The sequence below is a fragment of the Burkholderia sp. Ac-20344 genome, assembly GCF_017104975.1.
Lineage (GTDB): Bacteria > Pseudomonadota > Gammaproteobacteria > Burkholderiales > Burkholderiaceae > Burkholderia.
Genome location: NZ_JAAGPP010000045.1, coordinates 24349 through 46937 on the forward strand (window position 1 = coordinate 24349; position 22589 = coordinate 46937).

The window sequence follows — 22589 nt, forward strand, 5'->3', positions numbered from 1 at the left end:
CCGGCGCAAGGTGGAACCCGCGAGGGGATCGCCACGTGCCGGCCCTCGGCTTTTTTGAGGAAACGCAAACATGATGGTTCTGTATTCCGGCACAACTTGCCCGTTCTCCCAGCGTTGCCGGCTGGTGCTGTTCGAGAAGGGCATGGACTTCGAAATCCGTGACGTCGACCTGTTCAACAAGCCGGAAGACATTTCGGTGATGAACCCGTACGGTCAGGTGCCGATCCTGGTCGAGCGCGACCTGATCCTGTACGAATCGAACATCATCAACGAGTACATCGACGAGCGCTTCCCGCATCCGCAACTGATGCCGGCCGACCCCGTGCAGCGCGCACGTGCACGCCTGTTCCTGCTCAACTTCGAGAAGGAGCTGTTCGTCCACGTCAGCACGCTCGAGAACGAGAAGGGCAAGGCAGCGGAGAAGAATCACGAGAAGGCACGCCTCGCGATCCGCGATCGCCTGACGCAGCTCGCGCCGATCTTCGTGAAGAACAAGTACATGCTCGGCGAGGAATTCTCGATGCTCGACGTCGCGATCGCACCGCTGCTGTGGCGTCTGGATCACTATGGCATCGAGCTGTCGAAGAACGCGGCGCCGCTGATGAAGTACGCCGAGCGGATCTTCAGCCGTCCGGCCTACATCGAAGCACTGACGCCGTCCGAAAAGGTCATGCGTCGTTGATGATGCAATGAGGGCATGACGGAGAGGGCGGCGCGGCGTGCCGCGCCCCCGCTCCGGGTTCGAGGATTGTGATGCAAGAGATTTCAACGAAGCCTTATCTGCTGCGCGCGCTGTACGAGTGGTGCACCGATAACGGTTACACGCCGCATATCGCGGTGAGGGTCGACAATTCGACGCGCGTGCCGCGTCAGTTCGTGCGTGACGGCGAGATCGTGCTCAACATCAGCTTCGAGGCGACGAGCCAGTTGCAGATGGGCAACGAGTGGATCGAGTTCACGGCCCGGTTCTCCGGAAAGGCGCACAAGATCGAGATTCCGGTGGCCAACGTGCTCGCGATCTATGCGCGCGAGAACGGGCAGGGCATGGCGTTCCAGGTCGATGCGGTCGCGGGCGAAGGTGCGGATTCGGGTGCGTTCGACGAAGATGCGGCGCAGGCCGACGATGTGCAGCGCGACGAGTCGCCTGCTGCGTTGACGCCGGTGGCCGACAGCGGCGCGAACGAGGAACCCTCCGAAGGCGCGGACGAGCCGCCGAAAACCGACGGCGATGGCGACGGTTCAAAAGGTGGCAGCAGACCTCGCCTCAAGATCGTGAAATGAGGTAGAATCTCGCGCTACGCCGGCTTAGCTCATCTGGTAGAGCAGTTGATTTGTAATCATCAGGTGGCGGGTTCGAGTCCTGCAGCCGGCACCATATTGAACGAAGGGCCGGGAGATTTTGTCTCCCGGCCCTTCGTCGTTTCCGGACCGATTGTCGGTTGGTCGACTGAGCGGGCATCCCCGCACGATCTGCATCACATCTGCCTGAACAACCCCGCATACGCACGACTGACCGGCAGCATCTTCCGCTGTTCGTCTCGACGGAAACGGCCGCGCTCGCCGTGCACGCGCCGTGAGCGGCGACGGGCGGCTTCGCGATGCAGTCGTCCGCGGTATGGGGTGTGCTCGTCGGGATAGCGCTCGGGCGCGCGGTGAACGTGATCGTGCGCTGCATGCGCCATGCGAGCGGATCGGGGCGTGCGGGTTTCCCGTATTCGGTCGATTCGCGATGAAGGGCGCGAAGCGGCCGGCGAGCAGGTAACCGGCGGCCAGGCATGCGATGCGGTCCGTCTTTGTCAATCGTCGGGGCATTGAACCGAAACGGCGTGTGACGCGCACCGGCTTGCGCCCCGCTTTCCTGTCACGGTCACGTCACGGTGCGCCCATAACGTTGCACGTTCCCGTCGCGGCGGCACCGCCGGTCGGGAACGTGCGCAACCCGCTCGCGACGACGTGCCCGCGTCGCAAGCGGGCCGACCGGGATCTCGCTCCCGGCGGCGCAGCGGTCACGCATCGCGCCATTCCATTCAAAAATACGATCGACGCCGGTTCGAACCGGATCGCGGACGATCAGGAGACAGGGACCATGCTGAGTCCGCATGAATTCTCGATGCTGTTGCGCGTTGCACGTGCGCCGGACAGCGTCGATCCGTCGAATCCGGCCTTCGCCGTGCTGGTCGAGAAGCGGCTGGTCGACGATACGCAGATGCGTATGAATGCCGTGGCCGCGCGCCCCGCGCTGACACCGATCGGCCAGATGCTGCTGGCGCGCTTCGACGAAGCGGCTTGAGGGGAAGCGTCACGCCTTCATCGACGCGAAGGGCGTGACGCATTGAAGCGCCGGGCCGCTTACTGCGCGACCGGCACGGTCACGTCGCTGCCGAACCAGTGCATCGAGATCTTCTTCAGCGTGCCGTCCTTGCGCAGCGAATCGAGCGCGTCGTTGACCGCCTTCTCGAACTTCGGGTTGCCCTTGCGGAACGGGATCGCCATTTCCTGCTTGCCGCCGTTCAGCACCGCGCCCGCGCGCAGCGGCAGGTTCGATGTCTTGATCATGTACGGGAGCATCAGGCGATCGTCGAGCGTTGCCTCGATCCGGCCCGCGGCGAGGTCGCGCAGCTTCTCCGGCGCGCCCGGATACGTCTGCACCTCGATGCCCGGCACGGTGCGCGCCATCTGGTCGTAATTCGTGCCGAGCGTCACGCCGAGCTTCTTGCCCTTGAATTCGTCGAGCGACTTGAAGTTGCGCGTGTCGTCCTTGCGCTGGATCAGCTGCGCGGCCGAGTACGTGTACGGCTGGCTGAAGTCGAGCACTTCCTTGCGCTGCGGCGTGATCGTGACCTGGTTGACGATCACGTCGAACTTGCCGGCCTGCAGGCCCGCGATGATGCCGCTCCATTCGGTCGGGATGAACTGCGTCTTCACGCCGAGCTTGCCGGCGACGGCATTCGCAACGTCGACGTCGAAACCCTCGAGCTGGCCCGACGTGCCGCGCGAGTTGAACGGCGGATACGTGCCTTCGAGGCCGACGCGCAGCACGCCGGCTTTCTTGACCGAATCGAGCAGGTCGTCCGCGTGCGCGGCGACGGCCGTGAAGCCGAGGGCCGACGCGAGCAGCAGGCCCGACAGCAGGAACTTCGAACGTTTCATCGCAGATCTCCAGTGGTCAGCGTGGTGTGGGGTGAGCGCCGGGCGCCGGTGGGCATGGCCGGGCCGCAATACAGGCACGTAGACACTACTCGCAACCGTGCCGCGCCGAAACCGGAATTGGCCCTGATTGAAATCGATTTCACGGGGGAGAGCAGCAATATCGCCGTGGCATGTGCGGGTTGAGGCGACAGCCGACCGGCGAGGCCGATACGTGGGGCGTCCGATCGCGCTCGAAAAATACGCTTTTAAATCAGTCCATCTTTCGATTCGTACAAGATTTTGTCTGTAAAATCGCGCGAGCAAAATCGAATGCCAGCGCCATCCGAGGGCGCGTCAAAAGAAAAAAAGGCCGTTCATGAACATGCAGAACACAATCGCCGCGTTGCGCGGCGGATTGCTTCAGCAGGATCGGTTGCTGAAGCTCGATACGCCACTGGGGGCAAACGTCCTGACCGTTCAGCGGGCAGTCGGTCGCTCGCGTATCGGGCGTGCGTACGAGTTCACGCTCGACGTGCTGTCGACCGACAGCGATGTGGAACTAAAAAGGCTGATCGCACAGCCCGTCACGTTGTGGATCCAGCAGGGGGATCTCGGTTACCGGCCGATCAACGGGTACGTGCATACCGCGCGCCGATTGGGCGCCGACGGCGGACTCACGACCTATCAGCTCGCGTTCGCCGATTTCACCCACTTCCTGAAGTTCCGTCGCGATCAGCGGCTCTGGAACGACACGACCGTCGAACAGATCATCAGCGACGTGCTGAACCGGCATCCACAGGCGCAGGGCCATTTCCGCTTCGCGCTGACGAAACCGCTGCCGAACCGCTCGTACACGCGACAGCACGATACCGACTGGCAATTCGTGCATCGGCTGATGGAGAACGAAGGGCTCTACAGCGCATGGCAGCAGGCCGACGACGGCAAGTCGCATACGCTCGTCATCACCGACAACCTGCAAGCCTTCGCGCCGCTGTCGCCGGAAACCGTACGCTTCTATCGCAGCGGCACGGTCAGCGAAGCCGACGCGTTCACGCAATGGTCGGGCACGCGCACGCTGCAGAGCGTCACGCGATCGACGCGGACATTCGACTACAAGAATCCTTCGCAGCCGTCGAACCCGAAAGGCACGTCGCTGCCGACGATGGCCGGCCAGGGCGAGTTGCCCGATCAGCTCGAAGTCTACGAGTACACGGGCGCGTACACGTATCTCGACCAGACGCGCGGCGACCATCTGACGAAGGTCAAGATGGAAGAGTGGGAGTCGCAGGCGAAGCGGTTCCATGGCACGGGCGGTGTGCGTGCGATCGACGCCGGCCGGCGTTTCACGCTGGCCGATCATCCCGAACATGACCGTGATCCAGCCGATCAGCGCGAGTTCGCCGCGATCGACGTGGCGTGGTGGATCGAGAACAACCTGCCTGTCGCGAGCGACGCTGCGGACTTTCCATACAGTCTGCGCGAAGCGTTGGCGCAGGTGCAGGACGGCCACGGCGCCGATCCCGCGTTTCGCGTGCCGCACCATGACGGTTCAGTCGGCTTCTATCTCGTCGAAGTCGAAGCGCAACGTGTGAGCGTGCCGTATCGCAGCCCGTTCGAGCATCACAAGCCGGAGATGCACCTCGAGACCGCCATCGTCGTCGGGCCGCAGGGCGAGGAAGTCTATACCGACACACTGAACCGGATTCGCGTGCAGTTCGTGTGGGACCGGATGAACCCGGGCGACGAGAACGCATCGTGCTGGGTGCGCGTCGTACAGTCGGATACGGGCGGCGGCTATGGCGGCGTGCATGTGCCGCGCATCGGCGAGGAAGTGCTGATCGACTACGTCGGCGGCGACTGCGACCGGCCGCTCGCGGTCGGGCGTGTGTACAACGGCGCGAACCAGCCGCAGTGGCATACCGACGGGATCCTGTCCGGGTATCGGTCGAAAGAGTATTCGGGCGGCGGCTACAACCAGCTCGTGATGGACGACGCGACCGGGCAGAACCGCGTACAGCTGATGAGCAGCAGTGCGAACAGTCTGCTGCATCTCGGCTACATCATCGCCCAGAGCGGCAATTCGCGCGGGTCGTATCTCGGCAGCGGCTTCGACCTGCGCTCCGACGCGTATGGCGCGGTGCGGGCAAGCCAGGGCCTGTACGTGACGACGCACCCGAAGGCGGCGAACAGCCAGCCGCTCGACGTGAAGGAGGCGCAGCAGCAGCTCGTGACCGGCGAGAGCCTCGTCGAGGCGATGTCGGGCGTGAGCGAGCAGCATCAGGCAGAGAGCCTGAAGGATGCGCAGGACACGATGCGCGCGTTCACCGACGCGACGCAGGACAGCGCATCGGGCAGTGCATCCGGCGGGCGCACGGCAGGCGGCGGCACGGGTAACGCGAACGCGTTCAAGGAACCGGTGATGCTGTTCGGCAGCCCGTCGGGGATCGGGATGTCGACGCAGCAGTCGGTGCATGTGGTCGCGAACGATCACGTGAACGTGGCGAGCGGGCAAAGCGTACACGTTGCCGCGGGCAAGTCGCTGATCGGGAGCATCGGGCAGAAGCTGAGCCTGTTCGCGCAGAACGCGGGGATGAAGCTGTTCGCCGGCAAGGGCAAGGTGGAGATCCAGGCGCAGTCTGACAACGTCGAAGTGACCGCGCAGAAGGCGGTGAAGGTGGTGTCGGCGACGGCGCAGATCGAGATCGCGGCCGATCAGGGGATTCTGCTGACGAGTGGCGGCGGGTATATCCGGATCCAGGGTGGGAATATCGAGGTTCATGCACCTGGTGCCATCGATGTGAAGGGCGCGTCGCATACGTTCGCGGGGCCGGCGAGCATGGGGTATCCGTTGCCGAGTCCAAGGCCGGATCAGCCGGGGCAACTGGAGTTGTTCCACAAGTATGTGAACGGCGAGGCGGTCAAGGGCGGGTTGTTCACGGTGAAAGACGTGAACGGAGCGGTGCTCAAGAAGGGCGCCCTCGATAACGGCGGCTATACGGTCGTGAGTGGGCTGCCGCCTGGCGCGGTGCGCGTCGAGTTCGGGAAGGACCCGCGCGAGTCGGATCAGCCTGCGAATTATTTCAAGCAAGCGAAGTGGCCGGCAGAGCCGGTCGAGCCGTCGCCGGAGGCCGCACGGGCCGCGGCGACGGGGCAGCTTGCCAGCCAGTTGCAGGGGATGGCGCCTGCGGCGGCGACCGCTGCGATGGGGCTCGCGAACGGAGGTGGTGCCGGTGCGGCGTTGGGCGGGCTCGCGAGCTCCGCGTTGCCGGCGGCGGCAGGTGCGCTGGGCGGCGCAGGTGCGGTGTCTGCCTTGCAGACGGCTTCGAGCCTGGGCAGCGCCGCGAAGCAGGTGGCAGGGATGGTGCAGGTTGCGCGGCAGGGCGGGCTCGCGGCGCTGGCCGCACCGGTGGCGAATGCGGCATCCGGAGCACTGCAGGGTGCGCTGCCAGATGTTGCCGGGATCGCGGGCAAGGGCGCCACGACGGTGGCGTCTGCTGCCACCGGCATGAAGCTGCCGACGAGCGGGTTTGGCGGACCGCTGAAATCCTGAGAGGGCGGTGCATGACCGCCAAGAACAACTAGATCGTGACTTGAACGAAGAACGACATGGCACAACAGCTTCCGCCGGGCGCCGAGAAGGAACAGGCCGTCACCTGGCTCAGTGACATTTCGCCGAAGGACGTGGCGCAGGGCGGCAATCGCTTCGATGCGTGGCTGCGCAAGATCAGCGGCAACCACGTCACGTTCGAAGACGTGAAGACGGTGGCCGGCGCGGTGCCGATCGTCGGCAACATCATGGCGGCGATCGATGCGCTTGGCGATATTGCCGAGATCGTCCAGAAGCGCGGCGGGAAGGTGCTCGATTACCTGAGCCTCGCGATCAACCTGATCGGCATCATTCCGATTCCGCCTACGCTCGCGCCGTTCCGGATGTCGGCGCGCCCGCTGCTCGCGCTCGTGCGCAACCAGTTGCTGATCACGCGCAGCAATCTCGGCGCGGCGCTCATTTCGGTGCTCATCACGCATATCAACGCGACTTGCGCGACGGAGATCGAAGACTTCCTGAACAAGCTCAAGGAAGGGCTCGTCAAGCTGCTCGACGGGTGTGCGGCGAAGGCCGAAGAGCTGATGGGTGCGATCGCGACCGGCATGGACCGTGCGCTGCACGGTCAGCTCTTCGACAACAGCGGCAACCTGAAGCGCGCCGAACAGCTCGCGAAGAAGATGCGCGACAACCGGCCGTGGTACAGCACCAGCCGGGTGGGGGACGGGATTGCCTTTGCTTACGAGGGCTACAAGGCGCTTGGCAAAACGGTCGGCAACGCGACGGTAGGCACCGCGGCGAAGCTCGCACCGGATTCGTGGCTCGAGCCGTTTCGCGCAGTCGTGGCGTTCCTGCGAACCGAAGCACCGAAGGTCGCGTCGTCGATTCGTTCGCTGGCCGGCAGCGAGGAAGGCAAGATGATGTGGCTCGTCTTGCAGCTGATCGAGGCGGTGGGCCGAGTGAAGGCGCGTTCGAAGCTGCATGAGCAGAGCACGGAGGTCAAGCCGGGGGGGAAGGGGCAGGCGCGGAAGACACGGGGGCAGGAAGGGCTGGAAGCGAACAACGGGCAGGCGCCGGTGGAGGGGCCGGGGAAAAGCGGCTGCCAGTGGTGCCCGACCGGGTCGTCGACCGCGTCGATCGACTTCGCGTTCGGGGACGAAACGTTCTCGCACGAGGATTTTGAATTGCCGGGTGCATTGCCTCTCGTATGGGAGCGCAGGTACCGCTCGAGGCTCTCCGCGTACGACGGTGGCGAGCTGGGGGCGCGGTGGATCACGCCCTATACGACCCGTATCGATATCAAGGGCGGTCAATGGATTTATCGCGACGCGGAAGGGCGCAGTATCGAATATCGGGCGCTCGCGGCCGGCGAAGTACACGATGACCTGTCCGAAAAGCTGACGTTGTCGCGTCTTGACGATACGTGGGTGACGGTTGCGTATGGTCACGTAGCGCTGCACGTGTACGAGCGACGTGGCGACGTCTTCCGGCTCGCGATGCAGAAAGATCGAGCCGGCAACGCGATTACGCTCGACTACGATTCGCTGGATCGTCTTGCGCGATTGATCGATGCAAGCGGCAATGTGCTCGCGTTCGAGCACGACAAGCATGGCCGGATCGTGCAAATCGAACAGGTGCTCAAGAACGGCGAACGCGTCGTGCTCGCGAGCTACGAATACGATTCGATGGGAGATCTCGTTCGTGCGGTCGATCGCCATGGCAACGCGCGAACCTATCAATACCATCGACATCTCGTGACGCGCTATACCGATCGTACGGGGCGCGGGATGACGCTCGAATGGGATGGTGCTGAGGCGGACGACAATGCGAACGCGAAATGCGTCCGCGAATATGCCGACGACGGCAGCCTCGACATCCGTATTGCGTGGAATCCGAACATTCGCCTCACGTACGTGACCGATGCACTGGGTCAGATGACGCGGTATTACTTCAATATCCACGGGTACGTGTACCGGATCGTGTACGCCGACGGCAACGAGGAATGGTTCCGGCGCGACACGAATCACAACCTGGTCCTGCATATTCGACAGGACGGCAGCATCGAGCGGATGGAGTACGACGCACGCGGCAATATGGTGCGGCATGAACGTGTGGACGGCAGCGTCGTCGAAATGGCATACGACGACAAGAATCAGATGGTTCGCGTCGTCGACCCGAGCGGCTATGTGTGGCACCGCAAATACGACGATGCGGGCAATCTTGTCGAAATGGTCGATCCCCTCGAGCAGGTGACGGCATACAGCTATGACGACAAAGGACTGCTGACGCAGATCACCGACGCCAAGGGCGGCTCGAAGTCGATCGAATACAACCCCGCCGGGCAGCTGACTAGCTACACGGATTGCTCCGGAAAGAAGACTGAATGGCGGTATGACGCCATCGGTCGAGTGATCGAGGTGACGGACGCCGCGGGTGGCGTGACGGCCTATGGCTATGGCCAGAACGGACAACTGGCCGAGATCCGCTCGCCTGCCGGTCTGGAACAGGTCCAGCACGACGCCGAGGGGCGCTTGCTGCGGCATACCGACCAGCTGAATCGTTCGATCCGGTACAGCTATGACGCGGCCGGACGGATCGCGAGCCGTGCGGATGCGCTTGGACAGACGCTGACGTATCGCTATGACCGGATCGGGCGGCTGTCGGTGCTGACGGATGCCAATTTCGCGACGCATGAGTTCCACTACGATCGAGCAGGGCGATTGACCGAGCAAATCGGCTTCGACGGCAAGTCGACCCGCTACGAACGCGACAAGGAAAGCGGCAGCGTCATTGCGGTCGACGAAGCGGGATGCGTGACGGCGCTGGAGCTCGATGTCAATGGTCGCTTGCTCAAGCGCGCTTCCGGGGAGAGCGAAGAACGCTTCGCCTACGATCCGAGCGGCAGGCTGATCGAGGCGGTGAACCGATACAGCCGGGTGCAGTTCTTCTTCGATCCGATCGGCAATCTGGTGCGAGAGCATCATGCTTACGATCTGTTCGGCGAGCGGCGCAGCTACGTCTGGCACCACGAATATGACGAACTCGGCAACCGGCGCCGGACCGTGCGACCGGACGGTCATGCGATCGACTGGCTGATCTATGGCTCGGGACATGTGCACGGCATGCTGCTGGATGGCGAAGAGCGCGTGCAGTTCGAGCGCGACGACTTGCATCGCGAGACGCTGCGGGTGCTGTCGAGCGAAGTCGGGCAGCGTACGACATATGATCCGGCTGGTCGGATGCTGCAGCAGACGCTGCAGCGGTCGACGTCGTCGGTGCCGATGGCGGAGCGTCGGTATCGCTACGATGCGGCAGGGCAATTGTCGTGCATCGAAGATAGCCGCAAGGGTGGAATCGACTATCGATACGATCCGGTCGGGCGTCTGATCGAGGCCATCAGTCCCATCGCGCAGGAACGGTTCGCGTTCGACCCGGCGAGTAACCTCATCGATCCGGCGCAGCCGCTCGGCAACGCGTCGCGACCCATTCCGGTCAGGCCGGAGAATTCGTCGCCCATCGAGGTGCCGAAGGTGCTCGGCAACCTGCTGAAGGCGTACGCCGGAATCCATTTCGAGTACGACGAACGCGGGAACCCGGTGCGCAAGCGCACGCCCGACGGAGAGCAGGTATTCGAATGGGACGAATTCAACCGCTTGCAGGCATCGAGGGTCGCCGAGAAATCGCGGCAGAGCCAGTCGCGGTATTTCTATGACGCGCTGGGCCGCCGGATTGCGAAAGAGGTGAACGGCGAGAGGACCGTGTTCGGTTGGGATGGCAACATGCTCGCGTATGAAAGTAACGCGGAGCGTGGTACGCACTACATCTATGAGCCAGCAACGTTCATACCGCTTGCGCAGTACGTGGCCGAGCCCGTGGGCGGTATCGCGACGCCGGAATGGAAGAGCACCGATCGCTATGTGCCGGAAGACGATCCGTTGCAGAAGGTGCCGGAGCGGCGCTCGAACGCCAAGCTGTTCTATTACCACTGCGACCAGATCGGTACGCCGCAATGGCTGACCGACGATTACGGCGAGGTGGTGTGGGAGGCGTCGTACAAGGCCTGGGGTGAAGCGCGGGAGGTGATCGCGCAGGTGTCGAAGGCGGCTGGAATCGCGCCGAAGAATGCATTGCGGTTCCAGGGGCAGCAAGTCGACGACGAGACGGGACTCGCGTACAACCGTTACCGGTACTACGATCCTCAAATTGGCCGCTTCGTCAGCCGCGATCCGATCGGATTGGCGGGCGGCATCAACGTTTATCAGTATGCGCCGAACCCGACTCAATGGACCGATCCGCTCGGGCTGTGTCCCGGGAAAGCAATCATCCGGCAGTCGCGAAGTGAATTCGGGCCTCATTTCGATGTTGAGGTGGTTCCGGATTCAGGGCGAACGTTGCGAACGCACCAGGTGATCGTCGACGATGATCACAATACAATTATTACCGCCCAGCATATGGCGCCGGCATCGACGGTTGAGAATACGATTCACGTCGATTTGCCGGATGCCACCGCGGCGTACCAGGCCCAGGCCAAGCGTCTGGGGCATGACCAGGGTGTGTATGACAGAAATACCAACAGCTGTGTGACGCACGTCGGAGACATTTTGCGGGCCGGCGGCGCGCAGAATGTACCAGCCACGACACGCGAGACCGTTAAGTGGTTACTTGCGAACGGGCGACGTCAATAGGATGAGACATGGGCAGGATATTGTGTAAATCGCATGGCGCTTCCGGCGTGGTGCATGTTTCAAGTGATATCGCGGCCGATATGAAGAAGGACGCGGGGCGGTTGCAGATGTTCCGCTATGACATCGACTGGCTTGGAGATGGGCTCCCCGACATTTCATACTTCGTTTCGGCGGATATTGCGAAGCAGTCCGGGTTGCCCGAGCCTAGTGACACACCATTTGGCCAGGATTTCGAAGAAGCGCACGCGACTGTCTTTGACGGGCTTGTCCCTGTTTGCGAAAAGTGCTTTGACGAATATCTGAACAGGACCGCGTGACCGGCTCGGCCCGGGCGGCACGTAGTATCCGCTTTCCTCGATCCGGTCAGAGGGCCGACATGAGCGGATCGAGGCAATCCCGATCGTGACAACAGTTCACTACCCCCTCACTTGCCGATGCATGTCAGGTGCACCCGGTCCGGATCGCGGATTGGGGATACATGCATTGCCGAGAGGCTGACCATCGACGTTGCTTCGATGCGAGACGTTGTTCTGTTCGCGTCCGACAGGTGCATCGAGTGCGCGCAACGTCGGTCAGGCGCCGTGCGAAATGGACGGATTCGTTGCGAACGTCGTGACTGGCACGTCCGAAGACGGCGCGCATATCGTCGGTCTCGCAGATCACGACCCGCCATCCAGTAACCAGCAGATCGACCCGAGACGACAACTGGCCAGTCGCGCTGGCGTGGAATTGGCATAATCACGCGCGGCTGCTGCGATCTTGCGGTGCCGTGCTGCATTCACTTCGATACAACCGCAATACCCATGTCGACCACCCCCGCGACCGACGTGTCGCTGAAACACATTCTCGAACGCCCGGGCGATTTCTCCGGATGGCTCTATCTCCCGCCGATGCCATGGACGCTCGACACGGAGGGGGCATTCTCCGAAGACACCAACGACGCCGAAGACGGTGCCGTGCCCGCCATTGTCCGGCAGCCCGGCTGGCAAGTGACGCTGGATAGCGCGACGATCGAGGACATCGTGATCAACGCGCACGACCAGATCGACGAACCGACGCTCGCTCAGTTGTTCGACGCGTTCGTGTTCTACGTCGAAAACGACGCGTTCATTCTCTTCTGACGTCACACAGCGAGCACGCTACAAACAAAAAAGGACCGCCAGGCGGTCCTTTTGTCATGAAGCATCGGCGCCGGAACGAAGCCCGCCGCTCAAGGTAACGAAATCGTCAAATTAGCCGACTCCGGGCCCACCTTGATCACTTGCGAATAAGGCGCCAGCGCCTGCAGCGTCTTGTCCTTCAGATACGTGTTGAGCCCGACATACCCGAGCAGCGCAACCAGCGCAAAAACCGCGCCAATCGCCCAAACCGGCACCTCGCGCTTCAACCGATGCGCGATCTGATCCGGCAGCGGCCAATGCGGCGCGAACGGCGCCCGCTTGCCCTTCATATGCGCGATCTCATCCCCCAGCCGCGCCGTGAGGTAAGCCAGCTTCTCCGGCCCTTCGAGCAGATACTTGCCCTGGAACCCGAGCAGCAGGCACATATGAAACACCTCGAGCGACTGCAGCCGTGCCGCCCCTTGCGCGCGACATTCCTCGAGATACTGGAAGAACTTCTCGCCCGCGAGCTGCTCGCCGAACAGCACGAGCTGCAGCGGCCGGCGCTCCCATTCCGTGCGGATCTTGTACTGCGACGACAGCACCATCTCGTCGATCGCCGCGCAGAATGCGAACTTCGCGCCATACACGTCTTCAGCGGCGATATTCAGCTTCTTCGCGCCGCGCTCGAAGTCCGACAGGAATTCCTGGATCCGCGTGCTGAACTCGCCCGCGCTTTCCGGCTCCCGCCCGTTCTTGAGCAGGAACAGCATGAAGAACCCGTCGTACAGCAGGTCGAGCAGCGAACGGGCCTGGAACGAGGCGTCCGTCGACGCCGGGGTATGCAGCGGTGTCGGCGCGTTGTCGCCGAACAGGGAAGGCGCGTAGCTCATGATGTGACCGCGATCAGTTCGAATTTCAGGTCATTGATGCCAGTCGGCGCATAGATCATCGCAGACTGGGCCTGCAACATGCGCTCGTACAGCGGGCTACGCGAATCGAGCGCGAAGTAGCATGCGCCGGGGCGCACCGGAATCGCGGGCGGCACCTGCGGCGTGTACGAGAGCCGCACGCCGGGCATGGCCGACAGCACGAGTTTGTCGACGTCGTCGGGGGCGCCGACCTTGAAGCGGGCCGGCACCGCGTCGACGAGCTCGACGCTCGGCATGTCCGCGGACACCGCCAGGTAGAACTCGGTCTTGTCGTCGATCTTGCCGGAATCGAGGCGGCCCAGGTGGAACGACGGGCGCACCTCGTCGAGCGTGATCGCGAAGTAGCGCGTCGAGATCACGGTGTCGAGCAGCTCGCGCAGCATCAGGTCGAGGCGCGCAAAGCTCGGGCCCGGATCGTCGTGACGGTACACCGGCAGGTCGGCGAGCGTATAGCCCTTCGAGAACGTCATCAGCTGGCCCGCGAGGCGCAGCAGTTCCTGGAACAGCCGCTCCGGATGCAGCGCCGAATGCTGGTGCAGGTGCGCGAGCGTCGCGAACGCGGCGTTCGCGGTGTGCAGCAGCCAGAACGACGCGATGTCGCCCGAGCGGAACTCGATGATGTTCTTCGACGGCTCGCGGTGGAAGCCGTACAGCGCGTTCACCTTCGCCTGCAGCGCGTCGACGAGCTGGCGCAGCCGCTGGTGCAGGATCGGCGACGCGTCGATCGCGAGGCACGGCGGCACGAAGCTGTCGTCGATCTCGAAACCGGACGTCGCGGTGCGGCGCACGCGCACGAGCGGCACCGACAGCAGCTGGTCGCGCGGTTCGCTGTGCGCGATCAGCTTGACCTGCGTCTTCAGGAACGTGATGTCGGCCTCGGCCGCGTCGGTGAAGTTGTCGGCGACGCTCGTCTGCTCGCTGACGAAGCGCGTCATGAAGCCGGTGGCCGGATCGTCGCTGTAGTTGGTGCCGTTCTCGCGCAGCGGGTGCAGCGCGAGATAGAACACGAATTCGTTGATACCGTCAGGCAGCGTGTCCAGCGCGATCGGCGGCGGCAGGTCGTCGGCCTGCGGCGCGGCATACAGCGCGCCGTCCGGGAACACGAGCGCGAGCTCGGCAACCCGTAGCACGTTGCTGCCGAGCGCATCGCGGTCGATGCGCACCGAGCGCACGCCCCAGTTGTACGGCTGGATCGCCTGGATCGATTCGAACAGGCGCGCTTCGTGGTACGCGTCCTGTCGCTGAAAGTGTTGAGGCCGGAGGAACAGCCCTTCCCCCCACAGCACCTTGGCCGAATAACTCATGTCAAATCCGGTTAATGTCGTGTTGCGATGTAATCGATTCGTTCGTGCCCGAATTAAACCGCCAATTGTTAACTCTTGTTAATTGACATTCGTGCGTCATGTTTAACCGCAGGAGACCGACGAAAGCAAATTCAGCGGTTGCGAAGGCGCACCCTGTTGCGGTGCGATGACAGTGCCGTCGGTGACCGTCATCGCGCAATTATGCAGGCCGATGATTATGCCGGATTTCTCCGACTTCACCGGATCGAACGTCAGTTTCCATCGTTGCAGTGCGGGATCGCGGAACAGCGCGACGATGCCGAATGCCTGCGCTTCGCGCGAAACCTTCTCGGTCGCCGTATAGCGCTGGCCCGGAATCAGCGTGATTTCGCGCACATTCAGCAGGTCGGCGCCCAGTGCGGCTTTTTCCTTGGTCGGATCGGTAAATGCGTCGAATGGCGCCTGCTGGAACGATGTCGGGTCCTTCAGCGTATAAAGCCGCACGACGAGCGCGAGCGGCTTGTTGTCGGTCGCGGCATTCAGGTTCGGCGCCGCGGCGAGCGTAATGCCGAGGTTGCGCGGCGGCTTCTGCGCGTCGGGCACCTCGGGCTTGCCGATGCCGGCCGCGGACATCACGGCGCTCGCGGCCGAGCCGAGCAACGGGGCGGCCGCGCATCCGGCCAGAAGGGCGCAGGCAGCCAGTGGCAGCGCGTAGCGAATCATCAACGATCTCATCGTATTTCCGGCGTGCCGCCTTTATCCCTGTCAATTCTGCCGGGTATTTCCGCGTTCGCTGCGTATCCCCGACATTGCACCGTTCAACTATTGAGCACGCCCGTGTTGCGGCGAGTTTCCGGAAATTTTTTCCGCCGCCCGGGCGGCGCGTCGCGCGACCAGTAAAACTTGCCCGTCCCGGCCGAAAGCAAAATCGCTGCAAGTCAGCAGCGAGCGGCCATTGGAGGGGGTAGCGCCCGGTTTTAAAAGGAATTACTCTTCACACGACGATTGAATTATGAAAAATTGATCGGTACTATACCCGCGCGCTTCTTGCAAAGCAAAAGAACCAGATTCTCAACGATTTAAAACTCACGCGCCGGTGGATATAACGATGAAAGACCGTCTCTTCGCAAAACTGTCTGGGGTAGTAGTGGCTTGCGGCGTGATCGCCGGCTGTGCGAGCCAGCCTTCCGCGCCGCCGACTGCCGAGGTGTTCAACAAGTCGCTGGCCGATGCAGACGCAGTTGCGAAGGCGGGGGACCAGGACAAGGCCCTCGGCCTGTACCAGCAGCTCGCGAAGTCGGATCCGACGCGCGAGGAGCCGTGGTCGCGCATCGCGCAAATCCAGTTCGCACAAAACCACTACGGTCAGGCAATCGTTGCCGCGCAGGAAGCGCTGCAGCGCGACGCGACCGACCGTCAGGCGAAGAGCGTGCTGGCCGTGGCCGGCCTGCGGATCGCGACGCAGTCGCTCGGCGAGCTGCGCCAGGATTCGTCGCTCGCGGGCGACGCGAAGTCCGATGCGCAAGCGCTCGCGAAGCAGCTGCGCGATACGCTGGGTGAATCGGCGCTGTTCCCGCCGGAGACCAAGTCCACGAAGCCGCGCTCGCCGCGCCGGGTCGTTCATCGTCCGAAGGTCGGCGCCGCACCGGCGGCCGAGGCAGCCGCGACGGGCACGCCGACGCCGCCCGCCGCGCCGCAAAAGGGTGGCGCTGACCCGTTCGGCGCATTGCGCAACTGACCGCATAACTGACGCGATAACCACAACTAACCTGGGAGCCGTCGAGATGGCCAAGAAAGAAAGCATTCAGAAAAGCTTGCAGAAAATACGGCCGCCGCGCGTCCAACTGACCTACGAGGTCGAGAAGGGCGACGCGATCGAGGTGAAGGAGCTGCCGTTCGTCGTCGGGGTCGTCGGCGATCTGGCGGGCCAGTCCGAAATCGAGCAGCCGAAGCTGCGCGACCGCAAATTCGTCAACATCGATCGCGACAATTTCGACGACGTGATGAAGGCGATCGAACCGCGTGCCGCGTTCCAGGTGGAAAACCGCCTGAGCCCGGAAGGCGGCAAGTTCGCGGTCGACCTGAAGTTCCGCTCGCTGTCGGATTTCAGCCCGGACGAAGTCGTCGAACAGGTCGAGCCGCTGCGCCGCCTGCTCGAGGCGCGCTCGAAGCTCGCCGACCTGCGTAACAAGCTCGCCGGCAACGACAAGCTCGAGGATCTGCTGTCCGAGGTGCTGAAGAACACGCAGCAGCTGCAGGAGCTCGCGAAGGGCACGGGCGGCGACAAAGACGGCGAATGACGACGGAGTATTGAGATGAACCAGCAAACGGCTGCGGCCCAAGCGAGCGGCGCGGAATACGCCGCCGGGACCTCGCTGCTCGACGACATCGTCGAGAAGAGCAAGGTCGCGAAATCCGATTCCGAGCATGCGCGTGCGAAGGACCTGATCGGCGAACTCGTGCACCAGGTGCTCGACGGCACGGTGATCGTGTCGGACAACCTGTCGGCCACGATCGACGCGCGCGTCGCGGAACTGGACCGCCTGATTTCCACACAGCTTTCCGCAGTGATGCACGCGCCGGAATTCCAGCGCCTCGAAAGCACGTGGCGCGGGATGGACTACCTGGTCAAGGAAAGCAACACCGGCCAGACGATCAAGATCAAGGCGCTGCACGCACCGAAGCGCGACCTCGTGCGCGATTTCAAGGGCGCGAGCGAGTTCGACCAGAGCGCGCTGTTCAAGAAGGTCTACGAAGAAGAATTCGGCACGTTCGGCGGCTCGCCGTTCGGTGCGCTGATCGGCGATTACGAGATCTCGCGCCAGCCGGAAGACATGTACTTCATCGAGCAGATGTCGCACGTTGCGGCGGCCGCGCATGCGCCGTTCATCGCGTCGGCGTCGCCCGAGCTGCTCGGCCTCGAGTCGTTCTCCGACCTCGGCAAGCCGCGCGACCTCGGCAAGGTGTTCGATACGGTCGAATATGCGAAGTGGAAGTCGTTCCGCGACGCCGAAGATTCGCGCTACGTCGGCCTGACGCTGCCGCGCTTCCTCGGCCGCCTGCCGTTCAATCCGAAGGACGGCCAGACCGCGGAGAACTTCAACTTCGTCGAGGACGTCGACGGCACCGACCACGACAAGTACCTGTGGTGCAACGCCGCGTGGGCGTTCGCTGCGCGCCTGACGGCCGCATTCGACGACTTCGGCTGGTGTGCGGCGATCCGCGGCGTCGAAGGCGGCGGCCTCGTCGAGGACCTGCCGACCCACACGTTCAAGACCGACGACGGTGAAGTCGCGCTGAAGTGCCCGACCGAAATCGCGATCACCGATCGCCGCGAGAAGGAGCTGAGCGACCTCGGCTTCATCCCGCTCGTCCATTGCAAGAACTCAGATTACGCCGCGTTCTTCGCTGCGCAGTCGGTGCAGAAACCCAAGAAATACAGCACCGACAGCGCGAATGCGAATGCCGTCCTGTCCGCCCAGCTTCAGTACATCTTCTCGGTATCGCGCGTCGCGCACTACCTGAAGGCGATGATGCGGGACAAGATCGGCAGCTTCGCATCGGCGCAGAACGTGGAGACTTTCCTCAACCGGTGGATTTCGCAGTACGTCCTGCTCGACGATAACGCTTCGCAGGAACAGAAAGCGCAATTTCCGCTGCGCGAGGCATCCATACAAGTGTCGGAGATTCCGGGCAAGCCGGGCTCGTATCGTTCGGTCGCGTTCCTGCGCCCGCACTTTCAGCTCGACGAACTCTCGATTTCTCTGCGACTTGTCGCTGATCTGCCCAAACCGGCAAATTCATAAGCGAGTAAATCGCCCGGGCGGGCCGCCTGGGTAGGACGTTAAAACCACCTCTTTGGGGAGTCGAAGGGCCATGTTACATATGCACTTGCAGTTTGGTAGTCCCGCGGTGAAGGGCGAGTCCGCGGACAAGGACCACCAGGGCTGGATCGAGCTGAAATCGTGGGATCACTCGATCGTTCAACCGCGTTCGGCAACCGCATCGACCGCAGGCGGTCACACGATGACGCGTTGCGAGCACGGCGACATGATTTTCACGAAGGAAATCGATTCGTCGAGCCCGCTGCTGTACCAACACGCTTCGGGCGGTACCACGTTCGACGAGGTGACGGTTCATTTCTCGCGCGCTGACGGTGAAGGCAAGCGCGTGCAGTATCTGGAAGTCAAGCTCAAGTACGTGATCATCTCGAGCATCGCCCCGAGCGTTCGCGAAGAAGGTCTGCCGCTCGAGACGTTCTCGCTGAAGTACGCAGCTGTGCAGTGGAAGCAAACCCAGCAGAAGATCGGCGGCAACCAGGGCGGCAACACGCAAGGCGCCTGGAGTCTGACGAAGAACGACAAGACCTACGCGGTCTAAGGTCGGTTGCGGCAACGGGGCGCGCGGCGTCCCGTTGCCGTTTTCGCTGTGCATACCGGCCGATGAAACGATTCGAACCCAGTTTTCTCGACAAGCTGTTCGACGACGAACCGCACCTGCCGGCCTCGGCAGCGATGCGGCAATTGTCGCTGGACGAGCTCAAGAACACGGTCGCCCGCGACGTCGAGGCGATCCTCAACACGCGTATCGCCCACACCGAAATCGAGCTGGCCACGCTGCCGGAGTGCCAGAAGTCGGTGCTGACCTACGGGCTGAACGATTTCGCAGGGCTGAGCCTGGCGAGTCACTACGACCGCGCGTTCATCTGCAAGTCGATCCAGCAGGCCATCGCGCGCCACGAGCCGCGCCTGCAGCAGGTGCAGGTGACGTTCGAGCTGAACGAGCAGGCCACCAACGCGCTCTATTTCGCGATCCAGGCGCTGCTCGTCGTGCACCCGGCCGAAGAGCCGGTGAGTTTCGACGCGATGCTGCAGCCCTCGACGCTGCAGTATTCGGTCACGCGCGCACGCGCCGCAAGAATGCAGTAAATCATGCCGCCGAGCGGGCCGGACCGCCCGGTGGTGGATCAGGGTCCGGCAGGAAATATTGAGGTTCGGGGTCGTCGATGGAAGAATTGCTGCCGTATTACGAGCGCGAATTATCGTTTTTGCGGCGCTATTCGCGCGATTTCGCCGAACGCTATCCGAAGATCGCGGCGCGGCTCGCGCTGTCCGGCGAGCATTGCGAGGATCCGCACGTCGAGCGGATGATCGAGTCGTTCGCGCTGCTCGGCGCGCGCATCAACAAGAAGCTCGACGACGATTACCCCGAATTCACCGAAGCGCTGCTGGAAGTGCTGTATCCGCACTACCTGCGGCCGTTCCCGTCGTGCTCGATCGCGCAGTTCACGCCGGCGTCGCCCGGCCAGCAGACCGAACCGGTCGTGATCGGTCGCGGCACCGAGCTGAAGAGCCGCCCGATCCGCGGCGTGCAGTGCCGGTTCCGTACCGCCTATGACGTGACGCTCGCGCCGATCCGCATCTCGGAAGCGCGCTACACGCCGGTCGCGCTCGCGCCGAGCGCGACGGTGCTGCCGTCGAACGCGACGGGCGTGATCTCGATCACGTTCGAATCGCTCGCCGCGCAGCTCGATCTCGGCGCGCTGAAGCTGCCGACGCTGCGTGCGCACCTGCACGGCGAGCAGTCGTTCGTCGCCGCGCTGACCGACTGCCTGTTCGTCAACGTGCTCGGCGCGTATGTCGAGCCCGAACGCAACGGCCGCTGGACCGCGCTGCGCAAGCTGCCGATCGCGCACGCCGGCTTCGACGAGGATGACGCGCTGATCGACTACCCGGCGAAATCGCATCCCGCGTATCGCCTGCTCACCGAATACTTCGCGTTCCCCGACAAGTTCGATTTCGTCGACTTCGACATCGCGGCGATCGCGCGCGCGAGCGGCCGCTGCCAGCGGGCGACGCTGCATCTCGTGCTGCAGGACGTGCGCAGCGATTCGCACGTCGCGCGGCTGCTCGAACTGCTGACGGCGAGCCACTTCCGGCTGTTCTGCACGCCGATCGTCAACCTGTTCCGCCAGCACGGCGAGCCGATCCGCATCACGCACCGCGCGGTGTCCTACCCGGTGATCGCCGAAGCGCGGCGCGCGTTCGCGTACGAGGTGTATTCGATCGATTCGGTGAAGCTCGTCAGGCAGCAGGCGCACGAGGAATCGGTGATCGAGTTCCGGCCGTTCTATTCGCTGCATCACGGTGAATCGGCGCGGATCGGCCATTACTGGTTCGCGCGCCGCAACGACTGGGTCGCGCAGAAGAGCCCCGGCTACGAAACCGAGATCTCGATCGTCGACATCGATTTCGAGCCGACGTCGCCGCAGACCGACACGCTGAGTCTCGACCTCACCTGCACGAACCGCGACCTGCCGGCGATGCTCGCGTTCGGGCTCGAAGGCGGCGACCTGTTCCAGGAAGGCGGCGCGCAGACGAGCGGCATTTCACTGCTGCGCCGCCCGACGCAGAGCGTGCGCTTCGAGCGCGGCCGCGCCGCGCATTGGCGGCTCGTGTCGCATCTCGCGCTCAATCACGTGTCGCTGGTCGCGCACGGCCTCGCGCCGCTGAAGGAAATGCTGACGCTGTACGACCTGCGGCGCACCGCCGTATCGATGCGCCAGATCGACGGCCTCGCCGGCGTCGAGCAGCGCGGCGCCGTGCAGTGGCTGCCCGGCAAGCCGTTCGCGACCTTCGTGCGCGGCATCGAGATCCGCCTGACGATCGACGAGGAACACTTCGTCGGTGCGAGCCTTGCCTCGTTCGTGCGCGTGCTCGACAGCTTCTTCGGGCTGTACGTGCACCTCAACAGTTTCGTTCAACTAGTCGTCGTGTCGAAGCGCACCGGCGAGGAGATCATTCGATGCAAGCCCCGCACCGGCGAATCGATCCTGGCGTAGTCGACGCGCTGCTCGACGAACCGCACCGCTTCGAGTTCTTCCAGGCCGTGCGCGTGCTCGAAGGGCTGTTTGCGCGGCAGGCGTCGGATGCGCCCGGCGCGCGGCGGCAGGGCGACGTGGTCGCGCAGCGCATCGAATTCCGCAACACGCTGTCGCTCGGCTTTCCGCCGAGCGAGATCGAAGGCGCGCGCTCGTTCGACGACGACGGCACCCAGCTCAAGACGGGCGAGGCGCGCGGCGCCGCGCTCGCGGCCGGCGAGCTCGGCCACGTCGAGCTGACGCCCGCGTTTTTCGGGCTGCTGGGCGGGCAGGGCGCGCTGCCGCTGCATTACACCGAGCAGATCGTCGCGCGCGAGCACCTGAAGCGCGACCATGCGGCACGCGCATTCTTCGACGTGTTCTCGAACCGCGCGACCGCGCTGTTCTATGCCGCGTGGAAGAAATACCGGCTGCCGTTCCATTACGAGCTCGACCGCGACGAGCGCTATCTGCCGCTGCTGCTCGCGATCGCGGGCGTGCCGAGCGACGAGATACGCGACAGCCTCGCGGCCGGCGTGGGCGGCGTGCTCGACGAGGCCGTCGCCGGCTATGCGCTGGCTGCGCGGCATCGGCCGATGTCGGCCGCGTACCTGCAGCGCACGCTGTCCGACTATTTCCGCGTGCCGGTGAAGATCGACCAGTTCGTCGGCAAGTGGTACGACGTGCCGCCCGACCAGCTGAGCGTGCTCGGCGAAGTCAACGCGGTGCTCGGCGCGACGGCGCTCGTCGGCGAACGCGTGTGGCAGCGCGACATGCGCGCGCGGATCGTCGTCGGCCCGCTGTCCAAGCGCGACTACGAGGCGTTCCTGCCCGGCGGCGCGCATGCCGTTGCGCTGGAGCGGATGCTGACGCTGCTCGCCGGTGTCACGCTCGAATACGAGGTGAGGCTCGTGCTCAAGCGCACCGAGGTCGGCGCGAGCGTGCTCGGCGCGGGCTCGCGACTCGGCTGGGACGCGTTCCTGTGCACGCGCGACGCGCTCGAGGACCGCTCCGATGCACGCTACGAACTGCACGTGATTCACTGATTCCGAACGAC

The 22589-nt window shown here is 63.7% G+C and carries 18 protein-coding genes and 1 tRNA gene; 15 read left to right on the plus strand and 4 right to left on the minus strand.

The window, feature by feature from the left end:
- Positions 1–70 precede the first annotated feature (70 nt).
- The 4 genes from G3N64_RS16605 to G3N64_RS16620 all read left to right on the plus strand — a co-directional run bounded on the left by G3N64_RS16605 (position 71) and on the right by G3N64_RS16620 (position 2290).
- A complete protein-coding gene (locus G3N64_RS16605) occupies positions 71–682 on the plus strand; it encodes a glutathione S-transferase N-terminal domain-containing protein (protein ID WP_006400565.1) in 612 nt (203 codons plus the stop codon).
- Between the two features lie 71 nt (positions 683–753).
- Positions 754–1281, plus strand: a complete 528-nt coding sequence (locus G3N64_RS16610; protein ID WP_205784903.1) for a ClpXP protease specificity-enhancing factor — start codon at positions 754–756, stop codon at positions 1279–1281.
- Between the two features lie 18 nt (positions 1282–1299).
- Positions 1300–1375, plus strand: a tRNA-Thr gene (locus G3N64_RS16615).
- 711 nt (positions 1376–2086) lie between these two features.
- The gene (locus G3N64_RS16620; RefSeq protein ID WP_060205372.1) at positions 2087–2290 is read left to right on the plus strand and encodes a hypothetical protein; all 204 of its coding nucleotides are present in this window, start codon (positions 2087–2089) and stop codon (positions 2288–2290) included.
- A 59-nt stretch (positions 2291–2349) separates the two neighbouring features.
- On the opposite strand, the gene G3N64_RS16625 is transcribed toward G3N64_RS16620, so the two are convergent.
- Positions 2350–3150 carry a transporter substrate-binding domain-containing protein gene (locus tag G3N64_RS16625; RefSeq protein WP_205784904.1) on the minus strand — a complete coding sequence of 267 codons (801 nt, stop codon included), beginning with the start codon at positions 3148–3150 and terminating at the stop codon, positions 2350–2352.
- Between the two features lie 355 nt (positions 3151–3505).
- Between G3N64_RS16625 and G3N64_RS16630 the strand changes: the two genes are divergently transcribed.
- The 4 genes from G3N64_RS16630 to G3N64_RS16645 all read left to right on the plus strand — a co-directional run bounded on the left by G3N64_RS16630 (position 3506) and on the right by G3N64_RS16645 (position 12479).
- Positions 3506–6679: a type VI secretion system Vgr family protein gene (locus G3N64_RS16630; RefSeq protein WP_205784905.1), complete on the plus strand. Its 3174-nt coding sequence runs from the start codon at positions 3506–3508 to the stop codon at positions 6677–6679.
- A 56-nt stretch (positions 6680–6735) separates the two neighbouring features.
- Positions 6736–11358, plus strand: coding sequence for an RHS repeat-associated core domain-containing protein (locus tag G3N64_RS16635; RefSeq protein ID WP_205784906.1), 4623 nt, complete (start codon positions 6736–6738; stop codon positions 11356–11358).
- Positions 11359–11366: 8 nt separating this feature from the next.
- A complete protein-coding gene (locus G3N64_RS16640; protein WP_205784907.1) occupies positions 11367–11675 on the plus strand; it encodes a hypothetical protein in 309 nt (102 codons plus the stop codon).
- A gap of 486 nt (positions 11676–12161) precedes the next feature.
- Complete coding sequence (locus tag G3N64_RS16645; RefSeq protein ID WP_205784908.1) at positions 12162–12479, plus strand: hypothetical protein; 318 nt, start codon at positions 12162–12164, stop codon at positions 12477–12479.
- 89 nt (positions 12480–12568) lie between these two features.
- Here the strand turns inward: G3N64_RS16645 and icmH are convergent, their stop codons facing one another.
- The 3 genes from icmH to tssJ all read right to left on the minus strand — a co-directional run bounded on the left by icmH (position 12569) and on the right by tssJ (position 15408).
- Positions 12569–13351, minus strand: coding sequence for a type IVB secretion system protein IcmH/DotU (gene icmH / locus G3N64_RS16650; RefSeq protein WP_205784909.1), 783 nt, complete (start codon positions 13349–13351; stop codon positions 12569–12571).
- A complete protein-coding gene (gene tssK, locus G3N64_RS16655) occupies positions 13348–14694 on the minus strand; it encodes a type VI secretion system baseplate subunit TssK (RefSeq protein ID WP_205784910.1) in 1347 nt (448 codons plus the stop codon). The genes icmH and tssK overlap by 4 nt, the downstream gene beginning before the upstream one ends.
- Positions 14695–14796: 102 nt before the next feature.
- Entirely contained in the window at positions 14797–15408 is a 612-nt protein-coding gene (gene tssJ / locus G3N64_RS16660; protein ID WP_205784911.1) for a type VI secretion system lipoprotein TssJ, read from the minus strand.
- 373 nt (positions 15409–15781) lie between these two features.
- On the opposite strand from tssJ, the gene G3N64_RS16665 reads away from it, so the two are divergent.
- The 7 genes from G3N64_RS16665 (at position 15782) to tssG (ending at position 22578) form a co-directional block, all read left to right on the plus strand.
- The gene (locus G3N64_RS16665; RefSeq protein ID WP_205784912.1) at positions 15782–16411 is read left to right on the plus strand and encodes a tetratricopeptide repeat protein; all 630 of its coding nucleotides are present in this window, start codon (positions 15782–15784) and stop codon (positions 16409–16411) included.
- Positions 16412–16457: 46 nt separating this feature from the next.
- Positions 16458–16973: a type VI secretion system contractile sheath small subunit gene (gene tssB / locus G3N64_RS16670; protein WP_006484395.1), complete on the plus strand. Its 516-nt coding sequence runs from the start codon at positions 16458–16460 to the stop codon at positions 16971–16973.
- 15 nt (positions 16974–16988) lie between these two features.
- On the plus strand, positions 16989–18479 hold the full coding sequence (gene tssC / locus G3N64_RS16675) for a type VI secretion system contractile sheath large subunit (protein ID WP_006477094.1): 1491 nt from the start codon (positions 16989–16991) through the stop codon (positions 18477–18479).
- Between the two features lie 70 nt (positions 18480–18549).
- Entirely contained in the window at positions 18550–19053 is a 504-nt protein-coding gene (locus G3N64_RS16680; RefSeq protein WP_006477093.1) for a type VI secretion system tube protein Hcp, read from the plus strand.
- Between the two features lie 62 nt (positions 19054–19115).
- Positions 19116–19601 carry a type VI secretion system baseplate subunit TssE gene (tssE, locus tag G3N64_RS16685; RefSeq protein WP_205784913.1) on the plus strand — a complete coding sequence of 162 codons (486 nt, stop codon included), beginning with the start codon at positions 19116–19118 and terminating at the stop codon, positions 19599–19601.
- A 77-nt stretch (positions 19602–19678) separates the two neighbouring features.
- Complete coding sequence (gene tssF / locus G3N64_RS16690) at positions 19679–21514, plus strand: type VI secretion system baseplate subunit TssF (protein WP_205784914.1); 1836 nt, start codon at positions 19679–19681, stop codon at positions 21512–21514.
- A complete protein-coding gene (gene tssG / locus G3N64_RS16695) occupies positions 21478–22578 on the plus strand; it encodes a type VI secretion system baseplate subunit TssG (RefSeq protein ID WP_205784915.1) in 1101 nt (366 codons plus the stop codon). Before tssF ends, tssG begins: the two co-directional genes overlap by 37 nt.
- The last annotated feature ends 11 nt before the right edge of the window (positions 22579–22589 follow it).

Bases quoted from the DNA above. Each gene is read 5' to 3' on its own strand.
- G3N64_RS16605 (WP_006400565.1), top strand. From the start codon at position 71: ATGATGGTTCTGTATTCCGGCACAACTTGCCCGTTCTCCCAGCGTTGC.
- G3N64_RS16610 (WP_205784903.1), top strand. From the start codon at position 754: ATGCAAGAGATTTCAACGAAGCCTTATCTGCTGCGCGCGCTGTACGAG.
- G3N64_RS16620 (WP_060205372.1), top strand. From the start codon at position 2,087: ATGCTGAGTCCGCATGAATTCTCGATGCTGTTGCGCGTTGCACGTGCG.
- G3N64_RS16625 (WP_205784904.1), bottom strand. From the start codon at position 3,150: ATGAAACGTTCGAAGTTCCTGCTGTCGGGCCTGCTGCTCGCGTCGGCC.
- G3N64_RS16630 (WP_205784905.1), top strand. From the start codon at position 3,506: ATGAACATGCAGAACACAATCGCCGCGTTGCGCGGCGGATTGCTTCAG.
- G3N64_RS16635 (WP_205784906.1), top strand. From the start codon at position 6,736: ATGGCACAACAGCTTCCGCCGGGCGCCGAGAAGGAACAGGCCGTCACC.
- G3N64_RS16640 (WP_205784907.1), top strand. From the start codon at position 11,367: ATGGGCAGGATATTGTGTAAATCGCATGGCGCTTCCGGCGTGGTGCAT.
- G3N64_RS16645 (WP_205784908.1), top strand. From the start codon at position 12,162: ATGTCGACCACCCCCGCGACCGACGTGTCGCTGAAACACATTCTCGAA.
- icmH (WP_205784909.1), bottom strand. From the start codon at position 13,351: ATGAGCTACGCGCCTTCCCTGTTCGGCGACAACGCGCCGACACCGCTG.
- tssK (WP_205784910.1), bottom strand. From the start codon at position 14,694: ATGAGTTATTCGGCCAAGGTGCTGTGGGGGGAAGGGCTGTTCCTCCGG.
- tssJ (WP_205784911.1), bottom strand. From the start codon at position 15,408: ATGAGATCGTTGATGATTCGCTACGCGCTGCCACTGGCTGCCTGCGCC.
- G3N64_RS16665 (WP_205784912.1), top strand. From the start codon at position 15,782: ATGAAAGACCGTCTCTTCGCAAAACTGTCTGGGGTAGTAGTGGCTTGC.
- tssB (WP_006484395.1), top strand. From the start codon at position 16,458: ATGGCCAAGAAAGAAAGCATTCAGAAAAGCTTGCAGAAAATACGGCCG.
- tssC (WP_006477094.1), top strand. From the start codon at position 16,989: ATGAACCAGCAAACGGCTGCGGCCCAAGCGAGCGGCGCGGAATACGCC.
- G3N64_RS16680 (WP_006477093.1), top strand. From the start codon at position 18,550: ATGTTACATATGCACTTGCAGTTTGGTAGTCCCGCGGTGAAGGGCGAG.
- tssE (WP_205784913.1), top strand. From the start codon at position 19,116: ATGAAACGATTCGAACCCAGTTTTCTCGACAAGCTGTTCGACGACGAA.
- tssF (WP_205784914.1), top strand. From the start codon at position 19,679: ATGGAAGAATTGCTGCCGTATTACGAGCGCGAATTATCGTTTTTGCGG.
- tssG (WP_205784915.1), top strand. From the start codon at position 21,478: ATGCAAGCCCCGCACCGGCGAATCGATCCTGGCGTAGTCGACGCGCTG.